This is a genomic window from Mesorhizobium sp. M0522 (genome assembly GCF_040321085.1).
In the GTDB taxonomy this organism is placed as follows: Bacteria; Pseudomonadota; Alphaproteobacteria; order Rhizobiales; family Rhizobiaceae; genus Mesorhizobium.
Window position 1 is genome coordinate 84,721 of record NZ_JAMYQW010000017.1, and the last position, 20,567, is coordinate 105,287.

Genomic DNA, 20,567 nt, shown 5'->3' on the forward strand with positions numbered 1-20,567 from the left:
CCTTTGTTCTCTTCGCGCTTCTTGTGAGCGGCGTTGCGAGGCTATCCCATCATTCGACAATCACCGCCGTGTCGACGACCGCATGGAACAGCACGTCGGCGCCGGCCGCTGCCCATTCCTTGGTGATTTCCTCGGCCTCGTTGTGGCTGAGACCGTCGACGCAGGGGCACATCACCATTGCGGTGGGTGCGACGCGGTTGATCCAGCAGGCGTCATGGCCGGCGCCGGAGACGATGTTGCGATGCGTATATCCCAGGCGCTCCGCCGCATCCCGCACAGCCTTGACGCAGCCCGCGTCGAAAGTGACCGGGTCGAAATGGCCGACCTGCTCGATTTGATATTTGATGTCGAGCGCGTCGCAGATCGTGTCGATGCCTTCGCGGATGCGCCCGTCCATGGCGTCCAGCACCTCCTTTTCCGGCGAGCGGATGTCGATGGTGAAGACGGTGCGCCCGGCGATGATGTTGCGCGAGTTCGGATAGACCTCCATATGGCCGACCGCGCCGACGGCGTCGGGCTGATAGTCCATGGCGATCTCGTGCACCAGTTCGATCACCCGCGCCATGCCGAGCCCGGCATTGCGCCGCTTCGGCATCGGCGTCGAGCCGGTGTGCGCCTCCTTGCCGGTCAGCGTCACCTGCAGCCATTTCAACCCTTGCCCGTGGGTGACGACACCGATATCGATGCCCTCGTCCTCAAGGATCGGGCCCTGCTCGATGTGCAATTCGAAGAAAGCGTGGATCTTGCGCTCGCCGACTTTCTCGGTGCCCTTCCAGCCGATCCGTTCGAGCTCCTCGCCGAATTTCTTGCCGTCCTTGTCGACATGCGAATAAACGTCGGCCTGGTCGAGCACGCCGGCGAATACCCCGGACGCCATCATCGCCGGCGCAAAGCGGGCGCCTTCCTCGTTGGTCCAGTTGGTGACGACGATCGGGTGCTTGGTCTTGATGCCGAGATCGTTGAGCGAGCGCACGACCTCCAGGCCGCCGAGCACGCCGAGCACGCCGTCATACTTGCCGCCGGTCGGCTGGGTGTCGAGATGGCTGCCGACATAGACCGGCGGCAGGCTGGGGTCGGTGCCTTCGCGACGGGCAAACATCGTACCCATCTCGTCGACGCCCATTTCGAGCCCCGCCTCATCGCACCAGCGCTTGAACAGATGCCGCCCTTCGCCGTCCTCGTCGGTAACGGTCTGGCGATTGTTGCCGCCGGCAATGCCGGGGCCGATCTTCGCCATCTCCATTATCGAATCCCACAAACGGTCTGAATTGATTCGCAAATTCTCGCCGGGGGCGGCCATATTCTAAAACCTCATTGGTTGTGGCACGCCAGCGTCCCCCTCCCCCTCGAGGGGAGGGTGGCCGCGAAGCGGTCGGGTGGGGTCGGCTGACATGCGCGCGACCTTCTCCTTGACCACCTGTGCGACATGCCAGGCGCTGTTTATGACATCGGGCTCATCGACGCGAAAGATATCGAACCCGAGCGATCGCAGATAGGCATCACGGACGGCGTCGTGCCGTTTGCCCTTCTCCTGTTCGTGCAGATCACCGTCGACTTCAACGACCAGCTTTACCGCAAGGCAAGCAAAGTCGACGATATAAGGCCCGATCGGACACTGGCGGCGGAACTTGATGCCGGCCGATTTCAATTCGCGCAGTTCATACCACAGCAGGGATTCGCCTTTGGTCGCATGAACTCGAAGCGCGCGCGCCTTTTGGCGCATTTCGAAGCTCACGCGGGTCCGGGGCATCATAGGCACCTATGCGGCCGAAGGTCAGGCTGGCGCACTGCCGCACCGACCCCACCCGGCCGCTTCGCGGCCACCCTCCCCTCGAGGGGGAGGGAAAGCTGCGGCAAATTCGTCAATCCACGGCCCTCAGCACTTCGCGCACATGGTCGATCAATTCGTTGATCTGACCTTTGGTGATGATCAGCGGCGGCGATAGCGCGATGATGTCGCCGGTGGTGCGGATCAATGCACCACGCTCGAACGCCTTGACGAAAGCCGAGAAGGCCCGCTTCGTCGGCTGGCCGGTGATCGGCGCCAGCTCGATCGCGCCGATCAGGCCGATGTTTCTGATATCGATGACGTTCGGCTCGCCCTTCAGCGAGTGCAGCGCGTCCTCCCAGTACGGCGCCAGTTCCTCGCCGCGCGTCAGCAGCCCCTCTTCCTTGTAGGTGTCGAGCGTGCCCAACGCCGCCGCGCAGGCGATCGGATTGCCCGAATAGGTGTAGCCGTGGAAGAACTCGATCATGTGCTCGGGCCCAGCCATGAACGCGTCGTGGATTTCCTTCTTTACGAACACCGCGCCCATCGGGATGACGCCGTTGGAGACGCCTTTGGCGGTGGTCATGATATCCGGCGTGACACCGAAATAGTCGGCGGCGAACGGCGTGCCGAGACGGCCGAAACCGGTGATGACTTCGTCGAAGATCAGCAAGATGCCGTGCTTGGTGCAGATCTCGCGCAGCCTCTCGAGATAGCCCTTCGGCGGCAGGATGACGCCGGTGGAACCGGCCACCGGCTCGACGATGACGGCGGCAATGGTCGAGGCGTCGTGCAGTGCGACGATGCGCTCCAGCTCGTTCGCCAGTTCCGCGCCATGCTCCGGCACGCCCTTGGTGAAAGAGTTCTTTTCCGGCAGATGCGTGTGTGGCAGGTGATCGACGCCGCCGAGCAGCGTGCCGAACATCTTGCGGTTGGTGACAATGCCGCCGACGGAGATGCCGCCGAAATTGACGCCGTGATAGCCGCGCTCGCGGCCGATCAGACGGGTGCGCGAGCCCTCGCCTTTTACGCGGTGATAAGCGATTGCCATCTTCAGCGCCGTCTCGACCGATTCCGAGCCGGAATTGGTGAAGAACACATGGTCCATGCCCTTCGGCGCGATGTCGACCAGCCGGTTCGCCAGCTCGAACACGATCGGATGGCCCATCTGGAACGCGGGTGCGTAGTCGAGCTCTGCCGCCTGGCTCTGGATCGCCTCGGTGATCTTCGGGCGGCAGTGGCCGGCATTGACGCACCACAGGCCGGCGGTGCCGTCGAGCACCTTGCGCCCGTCGCTGGTCGTGTAGTGCATGTCCTTGGCCGACACCATCATGCGCGGCGCCTGCTTGAACTGCCGGTTTGCCGTGAACGGCATCCAGAATGCGCTGAGATCGTTCGGCGTGACTTTCAGCCGGTTGGACATGACCAAGACTTCCCCTTGTAACCTGTTTCGGTGCGGCTAACGCTTGGTCTTTCCAACGCTTGGTCTTCGCGACGTTTTCGTGCTACGCAAATTTTTGACCGGTTGGACAAACGTTAGCACCGCCTTATCAGCGGTCAAGGGATTACTAGCGGAAATGCGGCTTTCGAAGTGCGCTCCACAGGGCGAGGAAAAACTGGTCCAGAGAATTGGTCCAGACACTCCTCACGGCGAAGGTTTTGCGGGGTGACGGGGGCGGTCGAAAGCTCCCCTCCTCGCCGCACCCGCATTCAGCTGGAAAAGCGCGAGCTCATCCTGGAGGCGGCGCTAGAAGTCTTCTCCACCAACGGTTTTCGCGGCTCGACCATCGACCAGATCGCCGAAGCCGCCGGCATGTCGAAGCCGAACCTGCTCTATTATTTCCGCCGTAAGGAGGACATCCACGAGACGCTGATGCAGCGGCTTCTCGACACCTGGCTGGCGCCGCTGCGCGAACTCGACGACATCGGCGATCCGCTAACCGAACTGCGCAGCTACATCAGGCGCAAGCTGGAAATGGCGCGCGATTTCCCGCGCGAGAGCCGGCTGTTCGCCAATGAGATCCTGCAGGGCGCGCCGCGCATCATGCCGATGCTGGAAGGGGAGTTGAAGACGCTGGTCGACGAGAAAGCCAACGTCATCAAGGGCTGGATGCGCGCCGGCAAGATTGCCCGCACCGACCCCTGGCACCTGATCTTTTCGATCTGGGCGACAACGCAGCATTACGCCGATTTCGACGTCCAGGTCCGCGCCGTGCTCGGCCCCGACCGCGGCGGCGACGGCCGCTTCGAGGACGCCGCAAGGTTTCTCGAGCAACTGTTCATCGACGGGCTGAAGCCGAAGGGCTGACGACCATGATCCCGAAAAGTGGAAGCCGGTTTTCGGACAAGATCATGGTCAAAACAAAGATAGGGTTCAGGCGCTGCGCCGCTCGGCCGGAAGCGTCTCCAGCAGTTGTTCGAGCTTGGCGATCGAGTTCTGCTCGGCGAGCGGCGTGTAGACGATCAGCTTCATGTCCGAGCCGTCGTCGATCGACAGGCTCATATGCTCGAACGCCATGGCGCCTGCCGTCGGATGCCTGACATGCTTCACACCCGACAGGTTGCGGGCCACATCGCGCAGCGGCCACCATGCCCGAAACTCCGGGCTCGAGCGTGTCATCAGCGCGATCAGCCGCTCGAAATCCGGGTCGCCGACATATCTGGCGCTTTCCGCCCGGAATGACGCCAGCACGGCACGCGCCAGTTCCTCCCAGTCGACGAGCAGGCGCCGATGCTGCGGGCTGGTGAAAACCATATGGACGATGTTGCGGGCATCGCCCTCCAGCAGGCCATAGTCGCCGAACACGGCTGCCGCGGCAGAATTCCAGGCCAGCACGTCCCAGCGCCGCCCAAGGACATAGGCCGGCTGCAGGACCAGGCTCTGCAGCATGTGCAGCAACGGGCCATCGACCTTTTCCGGCGCATCGAGACGACGCTCCGGCTGCGGCCGGCCGGCAAGGATGAACAGATGCCGTTGCTCGGCCGCGTCCAGGCGCAACGCCTGACTGAGCGCCGTCAGCACCTCCACCGATGGCCTGACGTCGCGGCCCTGCTCCAGCCAGGTGTACCAGGTCGTGCCAACGCCGGCGATCATCGCCACCTCCTCGCGGCGCAGCCCGGGTGTGCGCCGGCGCAGGCCGGTCGAGATGCCCGTGGCCGATGGCGTCAGCCTTTCGCGCCGCGAACGCAGAAAGGCGCCAAGCTCGCGGCGACGGCTGCCTTCGGCAGAATGCGTGGTGGAATCCATCGGCGCTATTATAGCAGTACCGATACCAGGATAAAGTTTGAACTGTTTGGCATGCGTCTGGTGCCCCATCTTTCTGCTCAGAGCGATGACATGGAGGCTCTGAACATGGAACTGAAAGACAAGACGATCCTGATTACCGGCTCGACCGACGGCGTCGGCAGAGTCGTGGCGCAAAGGCTCGGCGCCGGCGGCGCCCGCATCCTGGTGCATGGCCGCGACGCGACAAGGGGCAAGGCGACCGTGGCCGAGATCGAAGCCGCCGGCGGCAAGGCCGAGCTGCTTGTCGCCGACCTCTCCTCCCTGGCCGAAGTCCGCCGCCTCGCCGAAGCCGTCCGCGCCAGGACTGACCGGCTCGATATCCTCATCAACAATGCCGGCGTCGGCACCGCCGGCCCCAACGCGAAACGGCAGGTCAGCGCCGACGGCTACGAGCTGCGCTTTGCCGTCAATTATCTCGCCGGCTTCCTGCTCACTACGGAGCTGCTGCCGCTGCTCAAGGCCAGTGCGCCGGCGCGCATCATCAATGTCGCCTCGGCCGGGCAACGGGCGATCGACTTCAGGGATGTCATGCTGACCCGCTCCTACGACGGCGTTCGTGCCTACTGCCAGAGCAAGCTGGCGCAGATCATGTTCACCATCGATCTGGCGGAGCAGCTGAACGGCACCGGCGTCACGGTCAACAGCCTGCATCCGGCAAGCTACATGAACACCACGATGGTGCGGCAGGCGGGCGTCACACCCTGGAGTTCGGTCGAAACCGGCGCCGAAGCCATCATCAATCTCGCCACATCGCCCGCGCTGGAAGGGCGAAGCGGCCTCTATTTCGACGGCCAAAGGGAATCCCGCGCCGATGCGCAAGCCTATGACGCGAAGGCGAGGCAGCAGTTGCGTGAATTGAGCCTCGGTCTTGTCGGGCTCGCACCCGCTTCCGCCACATCGAAGAAAGAAAATTCATGATCGAGAAAACGCAGCACGCCGTGATCATCGGCGGCTCCTCCGGCATTGGCCTCGCCACCGCGAAAAAGCTGCTTGGCCCGGGGATGAAGGTGACGATCACCGGGCGCAGCAGGGAAAGGCTCGACAATGCATGGCAAAGCCTTGGCGGCGCCGTCGAAAAAGCTGCCTTCGATGCCGCGAAGCCGGACGAGGTTCGCCGGTTCTTCAACGAACTCGGCCCTTTCGATCACCTGGTGCTGGCCGCCAGCGGCGGCAAGGGCCTCGGCCCGTTCGAAACGCTTGACCTGACCGACATCGGCGGCGGCGTCGACGAGAAGGTCCGGCCACAGCTCTCCTGCCTGCAGGCCGCCTTGCCGACGCTGAACAAGAGCGGCTCGGTGACTTTCATCTCGGCGGTGTCGGCGCAATTGTCGGCGCCGGGTGTCGCCGGCATCGCCGCCGTCAACGGCATGCTGCTGACCGTGGTGCCGATCCTCGCGATGGAGCTGAAGCCGTTACGCGTCAATGTCGTGGCGCCGGGCGTCATCGACACGCCGTGGTGGGATTTCCTGCCCGATGAACAGCGCCATGCGGTGTTTGCCGAGTATGCCGGCAAGACGCCGGTCGGCCGTATCGGCCGCGCCGAGGACGTCGCCAGCGCGATCGCATTCCTCGTCTCCAACGGGTTCATGACCGGCCAGGTGCTGACCTGCGACGGCGGCCTGCGCTTTGCGGCGTAAGCGGTGATGCGTCCACCGTTTCGGGACGGTCGCTGCTATGCCGCCTGCCCCATCAGCGAGAGAAACCCGCCGGTCAGCGCGACATTGGCGACAAACCCATTGATTCGGGCTGCGCGTTCCGGCCCCTGATGGTCCCAGAAATTGTGGAACATCGGCGTCGCGGCAATGAGGAACAGGATTAGCGCCGCCGCCGCGACAGCAGTCCACAAACCCGTCAACACCAACGCGCCGGCGCCGATCTGCAGGACGATGCCGGCCCACAGCGCCAGCCGCGCCTGCGGCACGCCGCGCGTCGCCATCAATTGGGTCACGAAAGCCCGGTTCTGGATGTTGCGCAGGCCGGCAAAGACGAAGGCGCCACCAAGCAGCAGACGGGCGGCAAATAGAATCTCGTTCTCAAAGTTTGCAAACATGTTCTTGATCTCCAACTGAAAACGGGCGCGCAGCTCGCGTGCCCGTTTCGTCGATCAGGCGGCCTTGGCTGCCGGCATCGGATGAAGGGCGTGGAACGGGATGCAAAGCCGGTTCCAGGTGTTGATCATGCCGAGCGCGACCGACAGCTTGACCAGTTCCTCTTCCGAGAAATGCTCGAGCGTCTGCACATAGAGTTCGTCCGAAACACCGCTTTCGGCGATCTTCGTCACCGCATCCGTCCAGGCAAAGGCGGCGCGTTCGCGTGCCGAAAATAGCGGCGATTCCTTCCAGGCCGAGACGAGATAAAGCCTCTGCTCAGTCTCGCCATCGCGCCTAGCCTCACGGCTGTGCATCTCGACGCAATAGGAGCAACCATTGATCTGCGATGCCCTGAGCTTGATCAGATGCAGCAGGCTCGCCTCGAGCCCGCATTCGTCGACCGCCTTGTTGAGTGCCGACACCGCCTTCATGATCTCCGGCGCCTTGGCGAAAAATTGCATCCGCTGTTTCATCGTCTTTCCTTTCATGCTTGCTTGGTTGAACTGGATTTCTGCGGCCGCTGATGGCGCGCCACAAAGGCGCAACTGGCAGCAATCGATCTCGGATCGCCTTCTGCCGCGTAAGTGGCCACGATGTCGGACAGCTTGGTTTCGGCAAGTGCGGCACGATAGGCGCGCTCGGCCTTCAGCATCGCGGCATTGATGCCGCATAGTTTGACGTAGGCCGATGCATCGAGCTTGACGGGACCGTTGCGGCGGATCTCGCCGCAGCGAAAGGCAGGTTCGCGCCCTTCGACAGCGAGCACGATATCGAGCAGCGTAATGCGCTCGGCCGGCCGTGCTAGCCGATAGCCGCCGGACGGCCCCGGCACTGATTCCAGAATGCCGGACGCAGTCAGCGCGTTGAGATGCTTAAGCAGATAGCTCGGCGACAGCCCGAACGCCTCGGCCATGGCAGCACCTGGCAAGGTCGCGGCGCCATCAACGCCGGCGAGCATCGCGGCGCAGTGGATGGCCGCTTCGACGCCTTCGCCCAGCTTCATTTCGCTCTCCTGTTCATGGATATAGATTATCGTGGATAACTTTTATCCGCAATAGGAAAGTCAAAAAGCGGCGCCATGAACGCCGCTTTTTTTCGCAATGCTATTCCGCCGCCACCTTGGCCATCGGATTGTTCGGATGCGTCGTCCAGTTGGCATAGATCGGCGACACCGGCCTGCCGGTGCGCTGGTCCATCACGCCGACCGCCAGCGCCTCCATGGTGATGCAGTTCTCGACCGGACAGACATTGACGCAGAGATTGCAGCCGACGCATTCGGCCTCGATCACCTCGAAATGCCTGACGCCATCGACGATTGCGGTGATCGCCTGGTGCGAGGTGTCCTCGCAGGCGATGTGGCAGCGGCCGCATTTGATGCAGGCATCCTGGTCGATATGCGCCTTGGCGACGTAGTTGAGGTTGAGATACTGCCAGTCGGTGACGTTGGGCGTGGCACGGCCGACGATGTCGTCGAGCGTGGCATGGCCCTTCTCGTCCAACCAGTTTTCCAGGCCGGCGATCATCTCCTGCACGATCTTGAAGCCGTAGGTCATCGCCGCCGTGCACACCTGCACATTGCCGGCGCCGAGCGCCATGAATTCGGCGGCGTCGCGCCAGGTGGTAATGCCGCCGATACCGGAGATCGGCAGGCCATGCGTTTCCGGATCGCGCGCGATCTCGGCCACCATGTTCATGGCGATCGGCTTCACCGCCGGACCGCAATAGCCGCCATGCGAACCCTTGCCGTCGATCGTCGGCTCCGGTGCGAAATTGTCGAGGTTGACGCCGGTGATCGAATTGATGGTGTTGATCAGCGACACCGCGTCGGTGCCGCCGGCAAGGGCAGCGCGTGCCGGCTTGCGTATGTCGGTAATGTTGGGCGTCAGCTTGGTGATGACCGGCATGCGGGTATTGGCCTTGCACCAACGCACCACCATTTCGATGTATTCCGGCACCTGGCCGACCGCCGCACCCATGCCGCGTTCCGACATGCCGTGCGGGCAGCCGAAATTGAGCTCGATGCCGTCAGCGCCGGTCTCCTCGACCACCGGCAGGATCGCCTTCCAGGCATGCTCCTCGCACGGCACCATCAGCGAGACGACGATCGCCCGGTCGGGCCAGTCCATCTTGACCTGCTTGATCTCGCGCAGATTGACCTGCAGGTCACGGTCGGTGATCAGCTCGATATTGTTCAGACCAAGCAGGCGACGATCGGCGCCCCAGATGGCGCCGTAGCGCGGCCCGTTGACGTTGACCACCGGCGGCCCTTCTTCGCCGAGCGTCTTCCAGACAACGCCGCCCCAGCCAGCCTTGAAGGCGCGGATGACGTTATAGGCCTTGTCGGTCGGCGGCGCCGAGGCCAGCCAGAACGGGTTCGGCGATTTGATGCCGACGAAATTGTTGCGGATGTCTGCCATGCTCATGCCCTCCCGTTCGAGGTCAGTGCCCGATGAATGCTTTCCGCCGCGTCGCGGCCTTGTGCGACGGCCGAGACTGTCAGGTCGTCGCCGCCAAAGATGCAGTCGCCGCCGGCCCAGACGTTTGGCAGCGAGGTGCGGCCTTCGGCGTCGACCTTGATGCGGCCGGCTTCCAGGTCAAGCAAAGCCCCGCTGCCGTTGAGCGCAGCCGGGACAAAACTCTGGCCGATCGCCTTGAACACCTGGTCGGCGGTCAACGTCAGCCGCTCGCCGGTGCCGACGAGCCGGTCGCCGTCCATCGCGGTGTATTCGAGCTCGATCGCCGACACCTTGCCGGCGTCGGCAATGACCCGCTTCGGCTGCAACCAGTGCCGGATGATGACGCCGTTGGCGGCAGCCAGATCCTGCTCGAATTCGGAGGCGTTCATGTGCTCCGGGCCGCGCCGATAGCAGATCGTTACCTCTTCGGCTCCGAGCAGCTTCGATTGCACCGCCGCGTCGATCGCCGTCATGCCGCCGCCGATGACGACAACACGCCGGCCGACCGGCAGGCTGGCCAGATCACTGGCCTGACGAAGCTCGGCAATGAACTCGACGGCATTGCTGACGCCTTGCGCCTCCTCGCCATCCGCTCGCAAGGCATTGACGCCGGCAAGCCCCATGCCGAGGAACACCGCATCGTAATTCCTGGTCAGGTCCGACAGCTGGTAATCACGGCCGAGCGCCTTGCCGTTCTGGATGTCGATGCCGCCGATCGACGTGACATAGTCGACTTCAGCCTGGGCGAAATTGTCGACGCTTTTATAGGCGGCGATACCGTATTCATTGAGGCCGCCGGGCTTTGGGCGGGCTTCCAGGATGGTCACGTCGTGGCCGTAGCGGGAGATCCGATGCGCGGCGGCAAGCCCCGCCGGTCCGGCGCCGACCACGGCGACCGTCTTGCCGGTCGGTTCGGGGCGCTCGTAGAACTGCTTGTTTTCGGCCATGGCGACATCGGTGGCGTAGCGCTGAAGGCGACCGATCTGCACCGGCTTGCCTTCGGCCACCTCGCGCACGCAGACTTCTTCGCACAGCGTCTCGGTCGGGCAGACGCGGGCGCACATGCCGCCCAAAATGTTCTGATCAAAAATAGTCTTGGCTGAGCCGATCGGATTGCCCGTCGAAATCTGGCGAATGAACAGCGGGATGTCGATCGAGGTCGGGCATGCATTCATGCACGGCGCATCATAGCAGAAATAGCAGCGGTCGGACTCGACCAGCGCCTCGTGATGATCGAGCGGCGGGTGCAGGTCGGCGAAATTGTCGGCATATTGGTCCGGCGAGAGCCGCCCGCCGGCAATGCCTTGCTTGAACTGGCCTTCTGGCATCGTCAGTTCCCCATGTTCTTGTTTTGGGGGAAGGCTAGCACGTTTTATTTTTTTATCAATTGGTCAATTTTCGGCGCAAACCGCTGAAACCCCTCGATAAAAATATGATAAATGCACTCATGTTTTTGAGCACCGTCCGTTGCGCCTCAATGGATGCGGCGCCCAGAATTGGCTACCAGTGGCGACAAGCTGTTCGAAAGCGCTTACGGGGCGGTAGGCGCTTGAGCATCGTGCGCGATTTTCAGACATTGGAGAAGGTGATGGACATTGTTCAGGAGGCGGTTCAGCGGTGGGAGCCTGTGGAAGATTTACCGCTGGCTGCCTGTCAGGTGTGGCGTCTGAAATCCGACAACTACTTTGAATTGGCCGTCGAAGGCGACTTCTTCGTCGGGGCATCCGAACGAACCCTCAAGATCAACTTCCACGGAGTGCTAGCACTTTCGGCTCATGACGACATGTTGGGAGTGACCATGTCAGCGTTAGCAGCTCAATCCCATTGATTGGCTCTGGCGGGCAAGCCTCCTATAGATGGCCCCTCCTTCCGAGTCGAGAACTCGCACTGGTTGCGATCAATACCCGGGCCGACAGACGACTGTTCGCATTTCCTATTGCTCAGTCTCGAATGCACGGTAGAGGTGATTGCTCGTGAAGCCATAGCTGCTTGGATCTGACCCCTCGCTTCGCACCACGCCTTCCACAACCATTCCGGGCAGCGGGATAGGCCTTAGACTGGTGATGGTCCGCTCTGGTCAGGGAAGTGAGCGACATCCGGCGCATGGATCAACAACCCCTCGTTGACTGAGAGCAAAGTCGAAAACCGCAGGGCGCGCAACCCGGTAACATTTCCAATTTGCCGTCATCTTTTTTGGCCGCTGTCGGATTTTCGTCGTGAAGATCGTCCTAGAATGGATCGCGCATGATCGATGTACAAACCGCAAGGAGCACGACAATGCCACAGTCCCCCATGCCCTTCTTCTGGTACGAGCTGATGACCACCGATCTCGACGCCGCCGAGGCGTTTTACACCTCCGTGGTGGGCTGGAGGGGGCAGCCTTTCGAAGGGGCCCAGGGCATGCCGCGCTATATCGTCATGAATGTCGGCGAGCGCGGCGTCGGCGGGTTGATGACGCTGCCCGATGACGCGCGCAAGATGGGCATGCCGCCGGCCTGGGTCGGTTATATCCTCACCAGGGACGTCGATGCCGCAACGGCCTCCCTCAAGAAGGCTGGTGGCGCGGTTCACCGCGAGCCCGACGACATTCCTGGCGTCGGCCGCTTCGCCGTCGTTGCAGACCCGCAAGGCGCGATGTTCAACTTCCTGCAGCCCAGCGGCCCCGACCAGCCGCCGCTACCGTTGGCGACCCCCGGCAACATCGGCTGGCATGAGCTCTACACGTCAGACTGGAAGGCGGCGTTCGATTTCTATTCCAGCCAGTTCGGCTGGGAGAAGGGCGACGCCATGGATATGGGTCCGATGGGCGTCTACCAGCTTTTCGCCTTCGGCGGCGAGCCCGTTGGCGGCATGATGAACAAGCCCGAGCAGATCCCGGCGCCGGTCTGGCAGTTCTATTTCAACGTGCCCGGCATCGACGCGGCAGCCAAGCGCGTCACCGACAATGGCGGCAAGATCCTGATGGGTCCGATGGAGGTCCCCGGCGGCAGCTGGATCGTACAGTGCACAGACCCGCAAGGCGCGCATTTTGCTCTGACAGCGCCCGGGCATTAACGGCCGCGCTGATCGCGGGGCCGCCATCATGCGGCCCCAAGGCTGCAGCACGCCTCACGACTCACTCACCGACAGTTGAATGCAGGCCGGACTATGTGAATGGTCCGGCCTTTGGCGATGACCTATGGCCGGGCTAGGTGAAAATGGAGTCGTAGATGAAGCTTTTCGAAGGCCTCGCCGGATATCAACCGTTCGCCCTTGCCGCCTTGCGCATCATGACGGCGCTGCAGTTCATTGAGCACGGCACCCAGAAACTGTTCAATTTCCCCGTCGGCGACCATGCCGGCACCATGAGCGGGCTATCGCTGACCGCGGCCATCCTGGAATTCGGAGGCGGCATCCTGCTGGTATTGGGGCTTTTCACCAGACCGGTGGCATTCCTTCTCAGCGGCGAGATGGCGATCGCCTATTTCATGGCGCACATGCCGCGCGACTTTTTCCCGGTCAACAATGGCGGCGATGCGGCAATATCGTTCTGTTTCATCTTCCTGTATCTGGCGTTCGCCGGCGCCGGCGCCCTGGCGCTGGACAACCGCCGCGGTGCCTGAAACGTCACCCACGCATCCGCTCGAAATTCGCGTCGAACAGCGGGATCGGCTGCATGCGCGCAGCGTGGCGTTTGCCCAGAAGCTCAATCTCGAAGCCGTCGGCTTCGTCGGCAATCTCTTTCGGCACATAGCCGATGGCGACGGACTTTTTCGAATGATGCGCGTAGCCGCCCGACGTGACCCAACCGCGCACGGCACCGCCGTACCAGATTGGCTCGTCGCCGATGACGTCGGCATCGGCAGCATCGACGACAAAGGCCCGCAGCCGCAGTCTGCCGCCTTGCTTGCGCTCGGCCAGCGCCATCTGCTTGCCGATGAAATCGGCCTCTTTGCCGTAGGCGACGAAGCGGTCGAGGCCGGCCTCCAGCGGCCCATAGATCGGCCGGTATTCGCGCGCCCATGAGCCGTAATTCTTCTCGAGCCGCAGCGCATTGAGCGCGCGCGAGCCGAACAGGCCGATGCCGAATTCCTCGCCCGCCGCCATCAGCGCCGGATAGGCGGCACGCTGATATTCCGGCGCCACCCAGATCTCGTAGCCGAGGTCGCCGGTGTAGCTGACGCGCCCGACCAGGCACGGCGCCATGCCGATATCCATCCTGCTGATGGCCATGAACGGAAAGGCCGTATTCGATACGTCCGCCCGCGTAACTTTTGCCAACACGTCGCGCGCCTTGGGGCCAGCGATCGACAGGCCGGTGAGTTTTGCTCCCGACGCTTCGATACTGACCGAGCCGTCCTGCGGCAGATGCGCCTCGAACCAGCGCATATGGTACTGCTCGGCGACGCCGGAGCCGGCCAGGAACCAATCGTCACTTTCCGAATTTGGACTGCCGAGATTGGCCAGCGTGAAATCGCCAATCAGCCTTCCGTCTTCCTTCAGCATCGGCGCCAGCGTCATGCGGCCGGGCCTTGGCAACTTGCAGGCAAGCAGGCGGTCGAGCCAGGCTGCAGCGCCCTCGCCGGTTACCCTGTATTTGGCGAATGACGAGATTTCCGACAGGCCAACGCCTTCACGAACGGTCTTGACCTCATTCGCGACATGCTCGAAGTCGCTCGAGCGGCGCCAGGAGAATTCGTCCTTGACCCCTTCGGGCGCATACCACAGCGGCACTTCCAGCCCATAGGCGACGCCCCATTGCGCGCCCTCGGCCGACAACAGATCATAGACCGGCGTGGTCTTGAGCGGTCGCCCAGCCGGCAGTTCCTCGTTCGGGAAGCGGATCGAAAACCGCCGCGAATAGTTTTCGCGCACCTTGGCATTGGTGTAGGCCATCGTCGCCCAGTCACCGTAGCGCGACACATCCATCGCCCAGATATCGGCGCCGGGATCGCCTTCGATCATCCAGTTCGACAGCGCCAGCCCGACGCCGCCGCCCTGCGAGAACCCCGCCATGACACCACAGGCCACCCAGAACCCCGGCAGGCCGCGCACCGGCCCGACCAGCGGATTGCCGTCCGGTGCGAAGGTGAAGGGTCCGTTGATGATCTGCTTGATGCCGGTGTTCTGGAACGCCGGGAAATGCCGGAAGCCAACCTCCAGCGACGGTGCGATGCGGTCGATGTCGGGTTCGAGCAGCTCGTGGCCGAAATTCCATGGCGTCTGGAACTCGGACCATGGCTTGTTGGCCTTTTCGTAAGTGCCCATGAGCATGCCGCCGCGTTCCTGGCGCAGATAGAGCTCGCCGTCGAAGTCGACCGCATGGATGATCTCCGTGCCGGTCTTCAGGTTCCAGGCGGCGACCTCCGGCATGTCCTCGGTGATCAGGTACATGTGCTCCATCGCCAGCACCGGCAGCTCCAGCCCGACCATGCGGCCGACCTCGCGCGCCCACAGGCCGCCGGCATTGACGACATGTTCGGCCACAACCTCGCCCTTGTTGGTGATGACGCGCCACAGCCCGTCGGCGCGCCGCACAATGTCCTCGACCTTGGTGAAACGCTCGACCTCGGCACCAAGCTTCCTCGCCGCCTTGGCGTAGGCGTGGGTAACGCCGGACGGGTCGAGATGACCGTCCTCCTTGTTGCGGACGGCACCGACGAACTGCTTGGGATCGAGCAACGGCATCAGCTCGGCCGCCTCGTCAGGCGATATCTCCTCGAGCTCGATGCCGAGATAGCGGCCCTTGGCGACGACGCCGCGCAGCCAGTCGAGCCGCGCCTCCGTCGCTGCCAGCAAGACGCCGCCAGTCAAATGCACGCCGGTCGCCTGGCCGGACAGTTCCTCGATCTCCTTGTAGAGCGAGATTGTGTATTTCTGCAGCTTGGCGACATTGGGATCGCCATTGATGGTGTGCATGCCGCCGGCGGCGTGCCAGGTCGAGCCGGAGGTCAATTCATTGCGCTCCAGGAGCACGATGTCGGTCCAGCCGTGACGGGCCAGATGGAACAGCACGGAGCACCCGACAACGCCACCGCCGATAACCACGACCTTTGCATGCGATTTCATGGGATTCTCTCTGACGTCAACGAGTTGGATGGGAACGATGAATTCGGGGAGGAGCCCCACGAGCGCAAGCCTTCGATCATCACGGCTCGCTTTGCCCGATCGCTTCCTTGCGCTTGGCCACGTACGTCTCAAGCGCCTTGCGCCTGGAGACTTCCATCACCGGCTCGACATAGTCCTCCAGCGCCTTCTTCCAAAGCCTCGTCGCCCGCGCCGTGGCATCGAGCCCGCCAGCCTCCTGCCAGGCCTCGAAATTTTGCCAGTTGGACAGCATCGGCTGGTAGAAGGCTGTGGCGTAGCGCTCCAGAGTGTGCGGCTCGCCGAAGAAATGGCCGCCGGTCGGAACCGCACCCAGAGCCTCGACAGCAAGCTCGGCCTCGTTGACCTCGATCGGGCGCAAAAACTCCATCATGTGCTGGATCATCTCGACGTCGATGATGAACTTTTCGAACGACGCTGTCAGTCCGCCCTCTTGCCAGCCGGCGGCATGGTAGACGAGGTTGCCATGGCCGAGCACCGCGCCCCACAGCGCCATCAGCGTCTCATAGGCGCCTTGCGCGTCGGCGGCATTGGAAGCCGAGCCCGGCGTTGTGCGATAAGGCAGGTTGTAACGCCGCGCCAACTGTCCGGACGCGATATTCGCCTTGGTGTTTTCAGGCGTGCCGAACGCCGGCGCTCCCGATTTCATATCGACATTGGAGGTGAAGGCGCCATACATCACCGGCGCGCCGGGGCGGACGAGCTGCGTCAGCACCACGCCGAACAGCGCCTCGGCATTCTGCTGGGCGAGCGCGCCGGCAAGCGTCACCGGGCTCATCGCCCCCATCAGCGTGAATGGCGTTACCGCCACCGACTGGCCGAACTCGGCCATCGTCATCAGCCCCTCGGCCATCATCTCGTCGAAGCGGCGCGGCGAATTGACCGAAATGATCGTGGTGACGCCGGGATCGTCGCGCATCTCGTCAAGCGTCAGTCCGCGCGCGATTGCCATCATTTCGATGCCGTCGAGCGCCCTGCCGCGGCCGATGGCCGAGACGTGAAAGCTTTTGTCGGTCAGTGTCAGATTGGCGAAATAGGTGTCGAGATGACGGGAATTCGCCGGCAATTCTACCGGCGCGCAGACCTGGTTGCCTAGCATGTGGATGCAGTTGAAATGCTGCGCCAGCCGGACGAGATCGGAATAATCGCGCAAATTGCCGGCACGGCGGCCGCGCTCCATGTCGTGCACATTCGGCGGCCCGGCGACGAGCGTGAAGTTGATGGTATTGCCGCCGAGGTGGACGGCATGGGCGGGATTGCGCGGCGTCAGCGTATAGCTGGACTGCGTCGTCTTCAGCGCTTCCTCGATCATGCCGCGATCGATGCGGACGTTCATCGTTGCATGATCGACCTTGGCCCCGGCCTTCTCGAACAGCGACAGCGCCCGCGGGCTCATCACCTCGATGCCGAAATTCTCCAAGATATGCATCGACGCCTGGTGGATCGCCTCGATCTGGTCGGCCGAGAGCATCGCCATCGGCGGATAAGGGTTTGTCACCCGCCTGAGCGGCAGTTGCGGGATGGCGGTCGGTCCCCTGTTGCTGGTTCGCTCGGCGCCGCGCTTGCGTCTTGGTTCGCTCATGCCGCGCATCAAAGCGCCGGCACGAGGATCGAGCTGTCAAGAATCCGCCACCTGCGGGCGTGATTTTAGCCAAGGCGGCATTCCGGGAATTTCACATCGGTAAAAGCGACAACAAACGTCGGAATGGTTATACTTGGTCCGCGTCAGGCAAAGCGGCCGATGAGCCGTTAAGGAACGCAGCAAGATTCCTTTTATGTTTTCGGCCTAATGCTCTCCCAATGCGTAGGTCGAGTTTTAGTAAAATTATAGCGATTGCCGCGCCGCTGGCGCTCTCGGCCTGCGCGACGCCACCGAACCATATCAACGATGTCTGCGCCGTTTTCGACCAGAATGACGGCTGGTTCGACAATTGGCAGGCGGCGGCACAACGCACCGAGCAGAAATACGGTGTGCCGGTCCCAGTACTGATGGCGACGGTGCGCAAGGAATCCGGCTTCAAGAGCAACGCCAGGCCGCCGCGCACCAAGCTGCTGGGCTTCATTCCCTGGAAACATATCTCCAGCGCCACCGGCTTCTCGCAGGCGCTCGACGGCACCTGGGCGCAATACCAGAACGAGACCGGCAGCTGGGCGGCGCGCCGCACCAGGTTTGCCGATGCCGTCGATTTCGTCGGCTGGTATCATTCCAAGACCGCCGAGAACCTCGGCGTCGCCCGCAACGACACCTACAATCTGTACCTCGCCTACTATCTCGGCTGGAATGCCTATAAGCGCGGCAATCGCGGCGACGCCGACGTGCAGCGCTATGCGCATGCCACCGAACAGATGGCGCAGGACTACGCCGCGCAGCTACGGCAATGCGCGCCCTAGCCTATTAACGGCTCTCAGCCGCCCTTGGGTTTGCGCGGCTTGCGCGTGGCGTCCTCGGCCTGTCGGCCGTCGCCGACAGTCGGCGGCATGATTGGTGCCACCTGGCTGTCGGCAGAGCTTGAGGTGCCGGTCTCTGAAACCTCGTCGCGAACCTCGTGACGGCGGGCTTTGGCGACCGCTTCGGCATTCTCCACTGCCTGACCCTCGGCATCGGCTTCAACGCTGCCAGTCTTTCCATGCGGGCGCTTGGGCGGATCTCCGGCAAAGCCTGGGCCAACACCGTGGTTTGCATCATCCGGCACGCCCTCATTTGCGGCGTGCTCCTTGTCGAATTTGATCACCGGCTCCATTTTCGCCAGCACGTCGTCGGACAGCCAGCACAAGCTCATATGGCCGTCGCCGAGATTTTTGACTGGCGGCACCGTGGTTTCGCAAAGGTTGTCCGGCACCAGTTTCTTGTAGCCGCAGCGCGTCTGGAACGGACAGCCGGACGGCGGGTTCATCGCCGAAGGGATGTCGCCCTCCAGCACGATGTGCTTCTTGACCACGCTTGTGTCGGCGATCGGGATCGCCGACAGCAATGCCTCGGTATAGGGGTGATAGGGCGGCGCGAATATCTGGTCGGTCGTGCCTTGCTCAACGATATAGCCGAGATACATGACGACGACGCGGTCGGCGATGTAGCGCACCACCGACAGATCGTGGCTGATGAACAGCATCGTCGTCTTGTTCTTGCGCTGGATGTCCATCAAGAGCTCGGTCACCGCGGCCTGGACCGACACATCCAGTGCCGAGACCGGCTCGTCGGCCACCACCACCTTGGCGTCGCCGGCAAAGGCACGCGCAACGCCGATGCGCTGTTTCTGGCCGCCTGAAAGCTGGCGCGGCTTGCGCGACTCGAACGCCCTCGGCAGCTTCACCAGGTCGAGCAATTCCAGCATCCGCTTGCGTCGGTCGGCCACCGTGTCGCCGACATTGAACTTTTCCAGCGTACGGATGATCTGCGAACCGACCGAATGGCTGGGATTGAGCGTGTCGAACGGATTTTGGAACACCATCTGGATCGACGACACCGTGTCGACGCTGCGCTTCTCGATCCCGGTCGACTGGATCTCCTTATTGCCGAGCTTGACGCGGCCGGAGCTTGCCGTTTCGAGGCCGAGCAGCACCTTGGCCAGGGTCGATTTTCCGCAGCCGGATTCGCCGACGATAGCGACGGTCTCGGATTCGCGCGCCATGAACGAGATCGTCTCATTGGCCTTGACGACACGGCCCTCGCTCGAGCCGAACACTTCGCTGCCGCCGACCTTGTAGTACTTCCGGAGGTCTTCGATCTGGAGCACCGGCGCACCGGGAACCACCCGCTCGTTGACCTTCTTGGCGCCGGGCGGCAGCGCCTCCCAGTCGATTTCGTTGAAGCGCACGCAGCGCGAGAAATGCCCGTCATGGCCTTCGACCGCGATCATCGGAATTTCGGCGGCGTTGCAGACGCCCTCGACGAAATGGTGGCAGCGCGGCCCGAAATTGCAGCCTTTCGGCCGCTCGTGCGGCAGCGGCAACTGCCCCGGGATGGAGATCAGCGGCCGCGAGTTCTTGTCGGCGCCCGGCAGCGGGATCGAGCGGAACAGGCCTTGCGTGTAGGGATGGCGCATCCGGTCGAAGACGTCCTTGATCTTGCCGGTCTCCACCGCTTCGCCCGAATACATCACCGTGATGCGGTCGCAGGTCTCCAGGATCAGGCCGAGATTGTGCGACACGAAGATCATCGAGGTGCCGAACTTCTCGCCCAGCCCCTTGACCAGGTCGACGATGCCGGCCTCCACCGTCACGTCGAGCGCTGTCGTCGGCTCGTCGAGCAGAAGCAGCGCCGGCTTCGACAGCAGCGCCATGGCAATGACGATGCGCTGCTGCTGACCGCCGGAAAGCTGGTGCGGGTAGGAACGCATCATGCGCTCGGGATCCGGCAGCTTCACCGCGCGCACCATTTCCAAGGCGCGTTTGTAAGCTTCGTCCTTCGACACCTTGTCGTGGATCAGTGGCACTTCCATCAGCTGCTGGCCGACCCTCATCGCCGGGTTAAGACTGGCCATCGGCTCCTGGTAGATCATCGCGATCTTGTTGCCGCGGATAGCTCGCAGTTCCTCGTCGGACAGTTCTCCCATGTCCTTGCCCTGGAATTTGATCTTTCCGCCGACGATCTTTCCGATGTTGGAGAGATCGCGCATGATGCCGAGCGACACGGTCGACTTGCCGCAGCCGGATTCGCCGACAATACCCATCGCCTCGCCGGGCATGACCGTGCAGGAAAAATCCATGACGGCCGGGATCTCGCCCTTGCGGGTGAAGAAGGAGATCGACAGGTTCTCGATCTCGATGATCGGCCCATTGGTCGGCCCATTGGTCGGCTTGGCGGGATTTCGAACTGCCTCATTCATGGGTCGCTCCAATCCTTGTTCTTCAGGCATGTCGGGCCGAACCCGGCATCGATCTTC

The 20,567-nt window shown here is 62.8% G+C and carries 19 protein-coding genes; 7 read left to right on the forward strand and 12 right to left on the reverse strand.

All coding sequences use genetic code 11. The annotated features are described in order from the left end of the window. Positions 1 to 49 precede the first annotated feature (49 nt). The 3 genes from NKI58_RS19210 to aptA form a co-directional block, all read right to left on the reverse strand. Complete coding sequence (locus NKI58_RS19210) at positions 50 to 1,300, reverse strand: Zn-dependent hydrolase (protein WP_352589382.1); 1,251 nt, start codon at positions 1,298 to 1,300, stop codon at positions 50 to 52. A gap of 3 nt (positions 1,301 to 1,303) precedes the next feature. After that, positions 1,304 to 1,750, reverse strand: coding sequence for an endonuclease domain-containing protein (locus NKI58_RS19215; RefSeq protein ID WP_023675867.1), 447 nt, complete (start codon positions 1,748 to 1,750; stop codon positions 1,304 to 1,306). Between the two features lie 112 nt (positions 1,751 to 1,862). Beyond that, positions 1,863 to 3,191, reverse strand: coding sequence for an omega-aminotransferase AptA (gene aptA / locus NKI58_RS19220; RefSeq protein ID WP_352786659.1), 1,329 nt, complete (start codon positions 3,189 to 3,191; stop codon positions 1,863 to 1,865). A 243-nt stretch (positions 3,192 to 3,434) separates the two neighbouring features. Here aptA and NKI58_RS19225 point away from each other — a divergent pair, with 243 nt between their 5' ends. Next, the gene (locus NKI58_RS19225) at positions 3,435 to 4,076 is read left to right on the forward strand and encodes a TetR family transcriptional regulator C-terminal domain-containing protein (RefSeq protein WP_023675865.1); all 642 of its coding nucleotides are present in this window, start codon (positions 3,435 to 3,437) and stop codon (positions 4,074 to 4,076) included. A 66-nt stretch (positions 4,077 to 4,142) separates the two neighbouring features. On the opposite strand, the gene NKI58_RS19230 is transcribed toward NKI58_RS19225, so the two are convergent. After that, positions 4,143 to 5,015 carry a helix-turn-helix transcriptional regulator gene (locus NKI58_RS19230; protein ID WP_352786660.1) on the reverse strand — a complete coding sequence of 291 codons (873 nt, stop codon included), beginning with the start codon at positions 5,013 to 5,015 and terminating at the stop codon, positions 4,143 to 4,145. A 105-nt stretch (positions 5,016 to 5,120) separates the two neighbouring features. On the opposite strand from NKI58_RS19230, the gene NKI58_RS19235 reads away from it, so the two are divergent. Continuing rightward, positions 5,121 to 5,972: an SDR family NAD(P)-dependent oxidoreductase gene (locus tag NKI58_RS19235; RefSeq protein WP_352589370.1), complete on the forward strand. Its 852-nt coding sequence runs from the start codon at positions 5,121 to 5,123 to the stop codon at positions 5,970 to 5,972. Continuing rightward, positions 5,969 to 6,691 (forward strand): SDR family oxidoreductase, encoded by a 723-nt coding sequence (locus tag NKI58_RS19240; RefSeq protein WP_352589366.1) that lies wholly within the window; start codon positions 5,969 to 5,971, stop codon positions 6,689 to 6,691. The genes NKI58_RS19235 and NKI58_RS19240 overlap by 4 nt, the downstream gene beginning before the upstream one ends. Positions 6,692 to 6,726: 35 nt before the next feature. On the opposite strand, the gene NKI58_RS19245 is transcribed toward NKI58_RS19240, so the two are convergent. The 5 genes from NKI58_RS19245 to NKI58_RS19265 form a co-directional block, all read right to left on the reverse strand. Next, entirely contained in the window at positions 6,727 to 7,104 is a 378-nt protein-coding gene (locus NKI58_RS19245; protein WP_023675861.1) for a DoxX family protein, read from the reverse strand. Positions 7,105 to 7,158: 54 nt separating this feature from the next. Beyond that, entirely contained in the window at positions 7,159 to 7,617 is a 459-nt protein-coding gene (locus NKI58_RS19250; protein ID WP_023675860.1) for a carboxymuconolactone decarboxylase family protein, read from the reverse strand. A gap of 11 nt (positions 7,618 to 7,628) precedes the next feature. After that, positions 7,629 to 8,147, reverse strand: a complete 519-nt coding sequence (locus NKI58_RS19255; RefSeq protein ID WP_023675859.1) for an RrF2 family transcriptional regulator — start codon at positions 8,145 to 8,147, stop codon at positions 7,629 to 7,631. Between the two features lie 100 nt (positions 8,148 to 8,247). Next, on the reverse strand, positions 8,248 to 9,561 hold the full coding sequence (gene preA, locus NKI58_RS19260) for an NAD-dependent dihydropyrimidine dehydrogenase subunit PreA (protein WP_352824946.1): 1,314 nt from the start codon (positions 9,559 to 9,561) through the stop codon (positions 8,248 to 8,250). Positions 9,562 to 9,563: 2 nt separating this feature from the next. Next, the gene (locus NKI58_RS19265; RefSeq protein ID WP_352786662.1) at positions 9,564 to 10,928 is read right to left on the reverse strand and encodes an NAD(P)-dependent oxidoreductase; all 1,365 of its coding nucleotides are present in this window, start codon (positions 10,926 to 10,928) and stop codon (positions 9,564 to 9,566) included. Positions 10,929 to 11,149: 221 nt separating this feature from the next. Here NKI58_RS19265 and NKI58_RS19270 point away from each other — a divergent pair, with 221 nt between their 5' ends. The 3 genes from NKI58_RS19270 to NKI58_RS19280 all read left to right on the forward strand — a co-directional run bounded on the left by NKI58_RS19270 (position 11,150) and on the right by NKI58_RS19280 (position 13,202). Then, entirely contained in the window at positions 11,150 to 11,428 is a 279-nt protein-coding gene (locus tag NKI58_RS19270) for a hypothetical protein (RefSeq protein ID WP_352786663.1), read from the forward strand. A 449-nt stretch (positions 11,429 to 11,877) separates the two neighbouring features. Then, positions 11,878 to 12,654: a VOC family protein gene (locus tag NKI58_RS19275; protein WP_352456224.1), complete on the forward strand. Its 777-nt coding sequence runs from the start codon at positions 11,878 to 11,880 to the stop codon at positions 12,652 to 12,654. 155 nt (positions 12,655 to 12,809) lie between these two features. Beyond that, a complete protein-coding gene (locus NKI58_RS19280) occupies positions 12,810 to 13,202 on the forward strand; it encodes a DoxX family protein (protein ID WP_352456225.1) in 393 nt (130 codons plus the stop codon). Positions 13,203 to 13,206: 4 nt separating this feature from the next. Here the strand turns inward: NKI58_RS19280 and NKI58_RS19285 are convergent, their stop codons facing one another. Both NKI58_RS19285 and NKI58_RS19290 read right to left on the reverse strand, forming a co-directional pair. After that, on the reverse strand, positions 13,207 to 15,648 hold the full coding sequence (locus NKI58_RS19285) for a GcvT family protein (RefSeq protein WP_352786664.1): 2,442 nt from the start codon (positions 15,646 to 15,648) through the stop codon (positions 13,207 to 13,209). 79 nt (positions 15,649 to 15,727) lie between these two features. Next, positions 15,728 to 17,266, reverse strand: a complete 1,539-nt coding sequence (locus NKI58_RS19290; RefSeq protein ID WP_352786665.1) for a trimethylamine methyltransferase family protein — start codon at positions 17,264 to 17,266, stop codon at positions 15,728 to 15,730. A 218-nt stretch (positions 17,267 to 17,484) separates the two neighbouring features. Between NKI58_RS19290 and NKI58_RS19295 the strand changes: the two genes are divergently transcribed. Beyond that, positions 17,485 to 18,075: a transglycosylase SLT domain-containing protein gene (locus NKI58_RS19295; protein ID WP_352786666.1), complete on the forward strand. Its 591-nt coding sequence runs from the start codon at positions 17,485 to 17,487 to the stop codon at positions 18,073 to 18,075. A 14-nt stretch (positions 18,076 to 18,089) separates the two neighbouring features. On the opposite strand, the gene NKI58_RS19300 is transcribed toward NKI58_RS19295, so the two are convergent. Then, positions 18,090 to 20,510: a dipeptide ABC transporter ATP-binding protein gene (locus NKI58_RS19300; protein WP_352853598.1), complete on the reverse strand. Its 2,421-nt coding sequence runs from the start codon at positions 20,508 to 20,510 to the stop codon at positions 18,090 to 18,092. Positions 20,511 to 20,567: the final 57 nt, after the last annotated feature.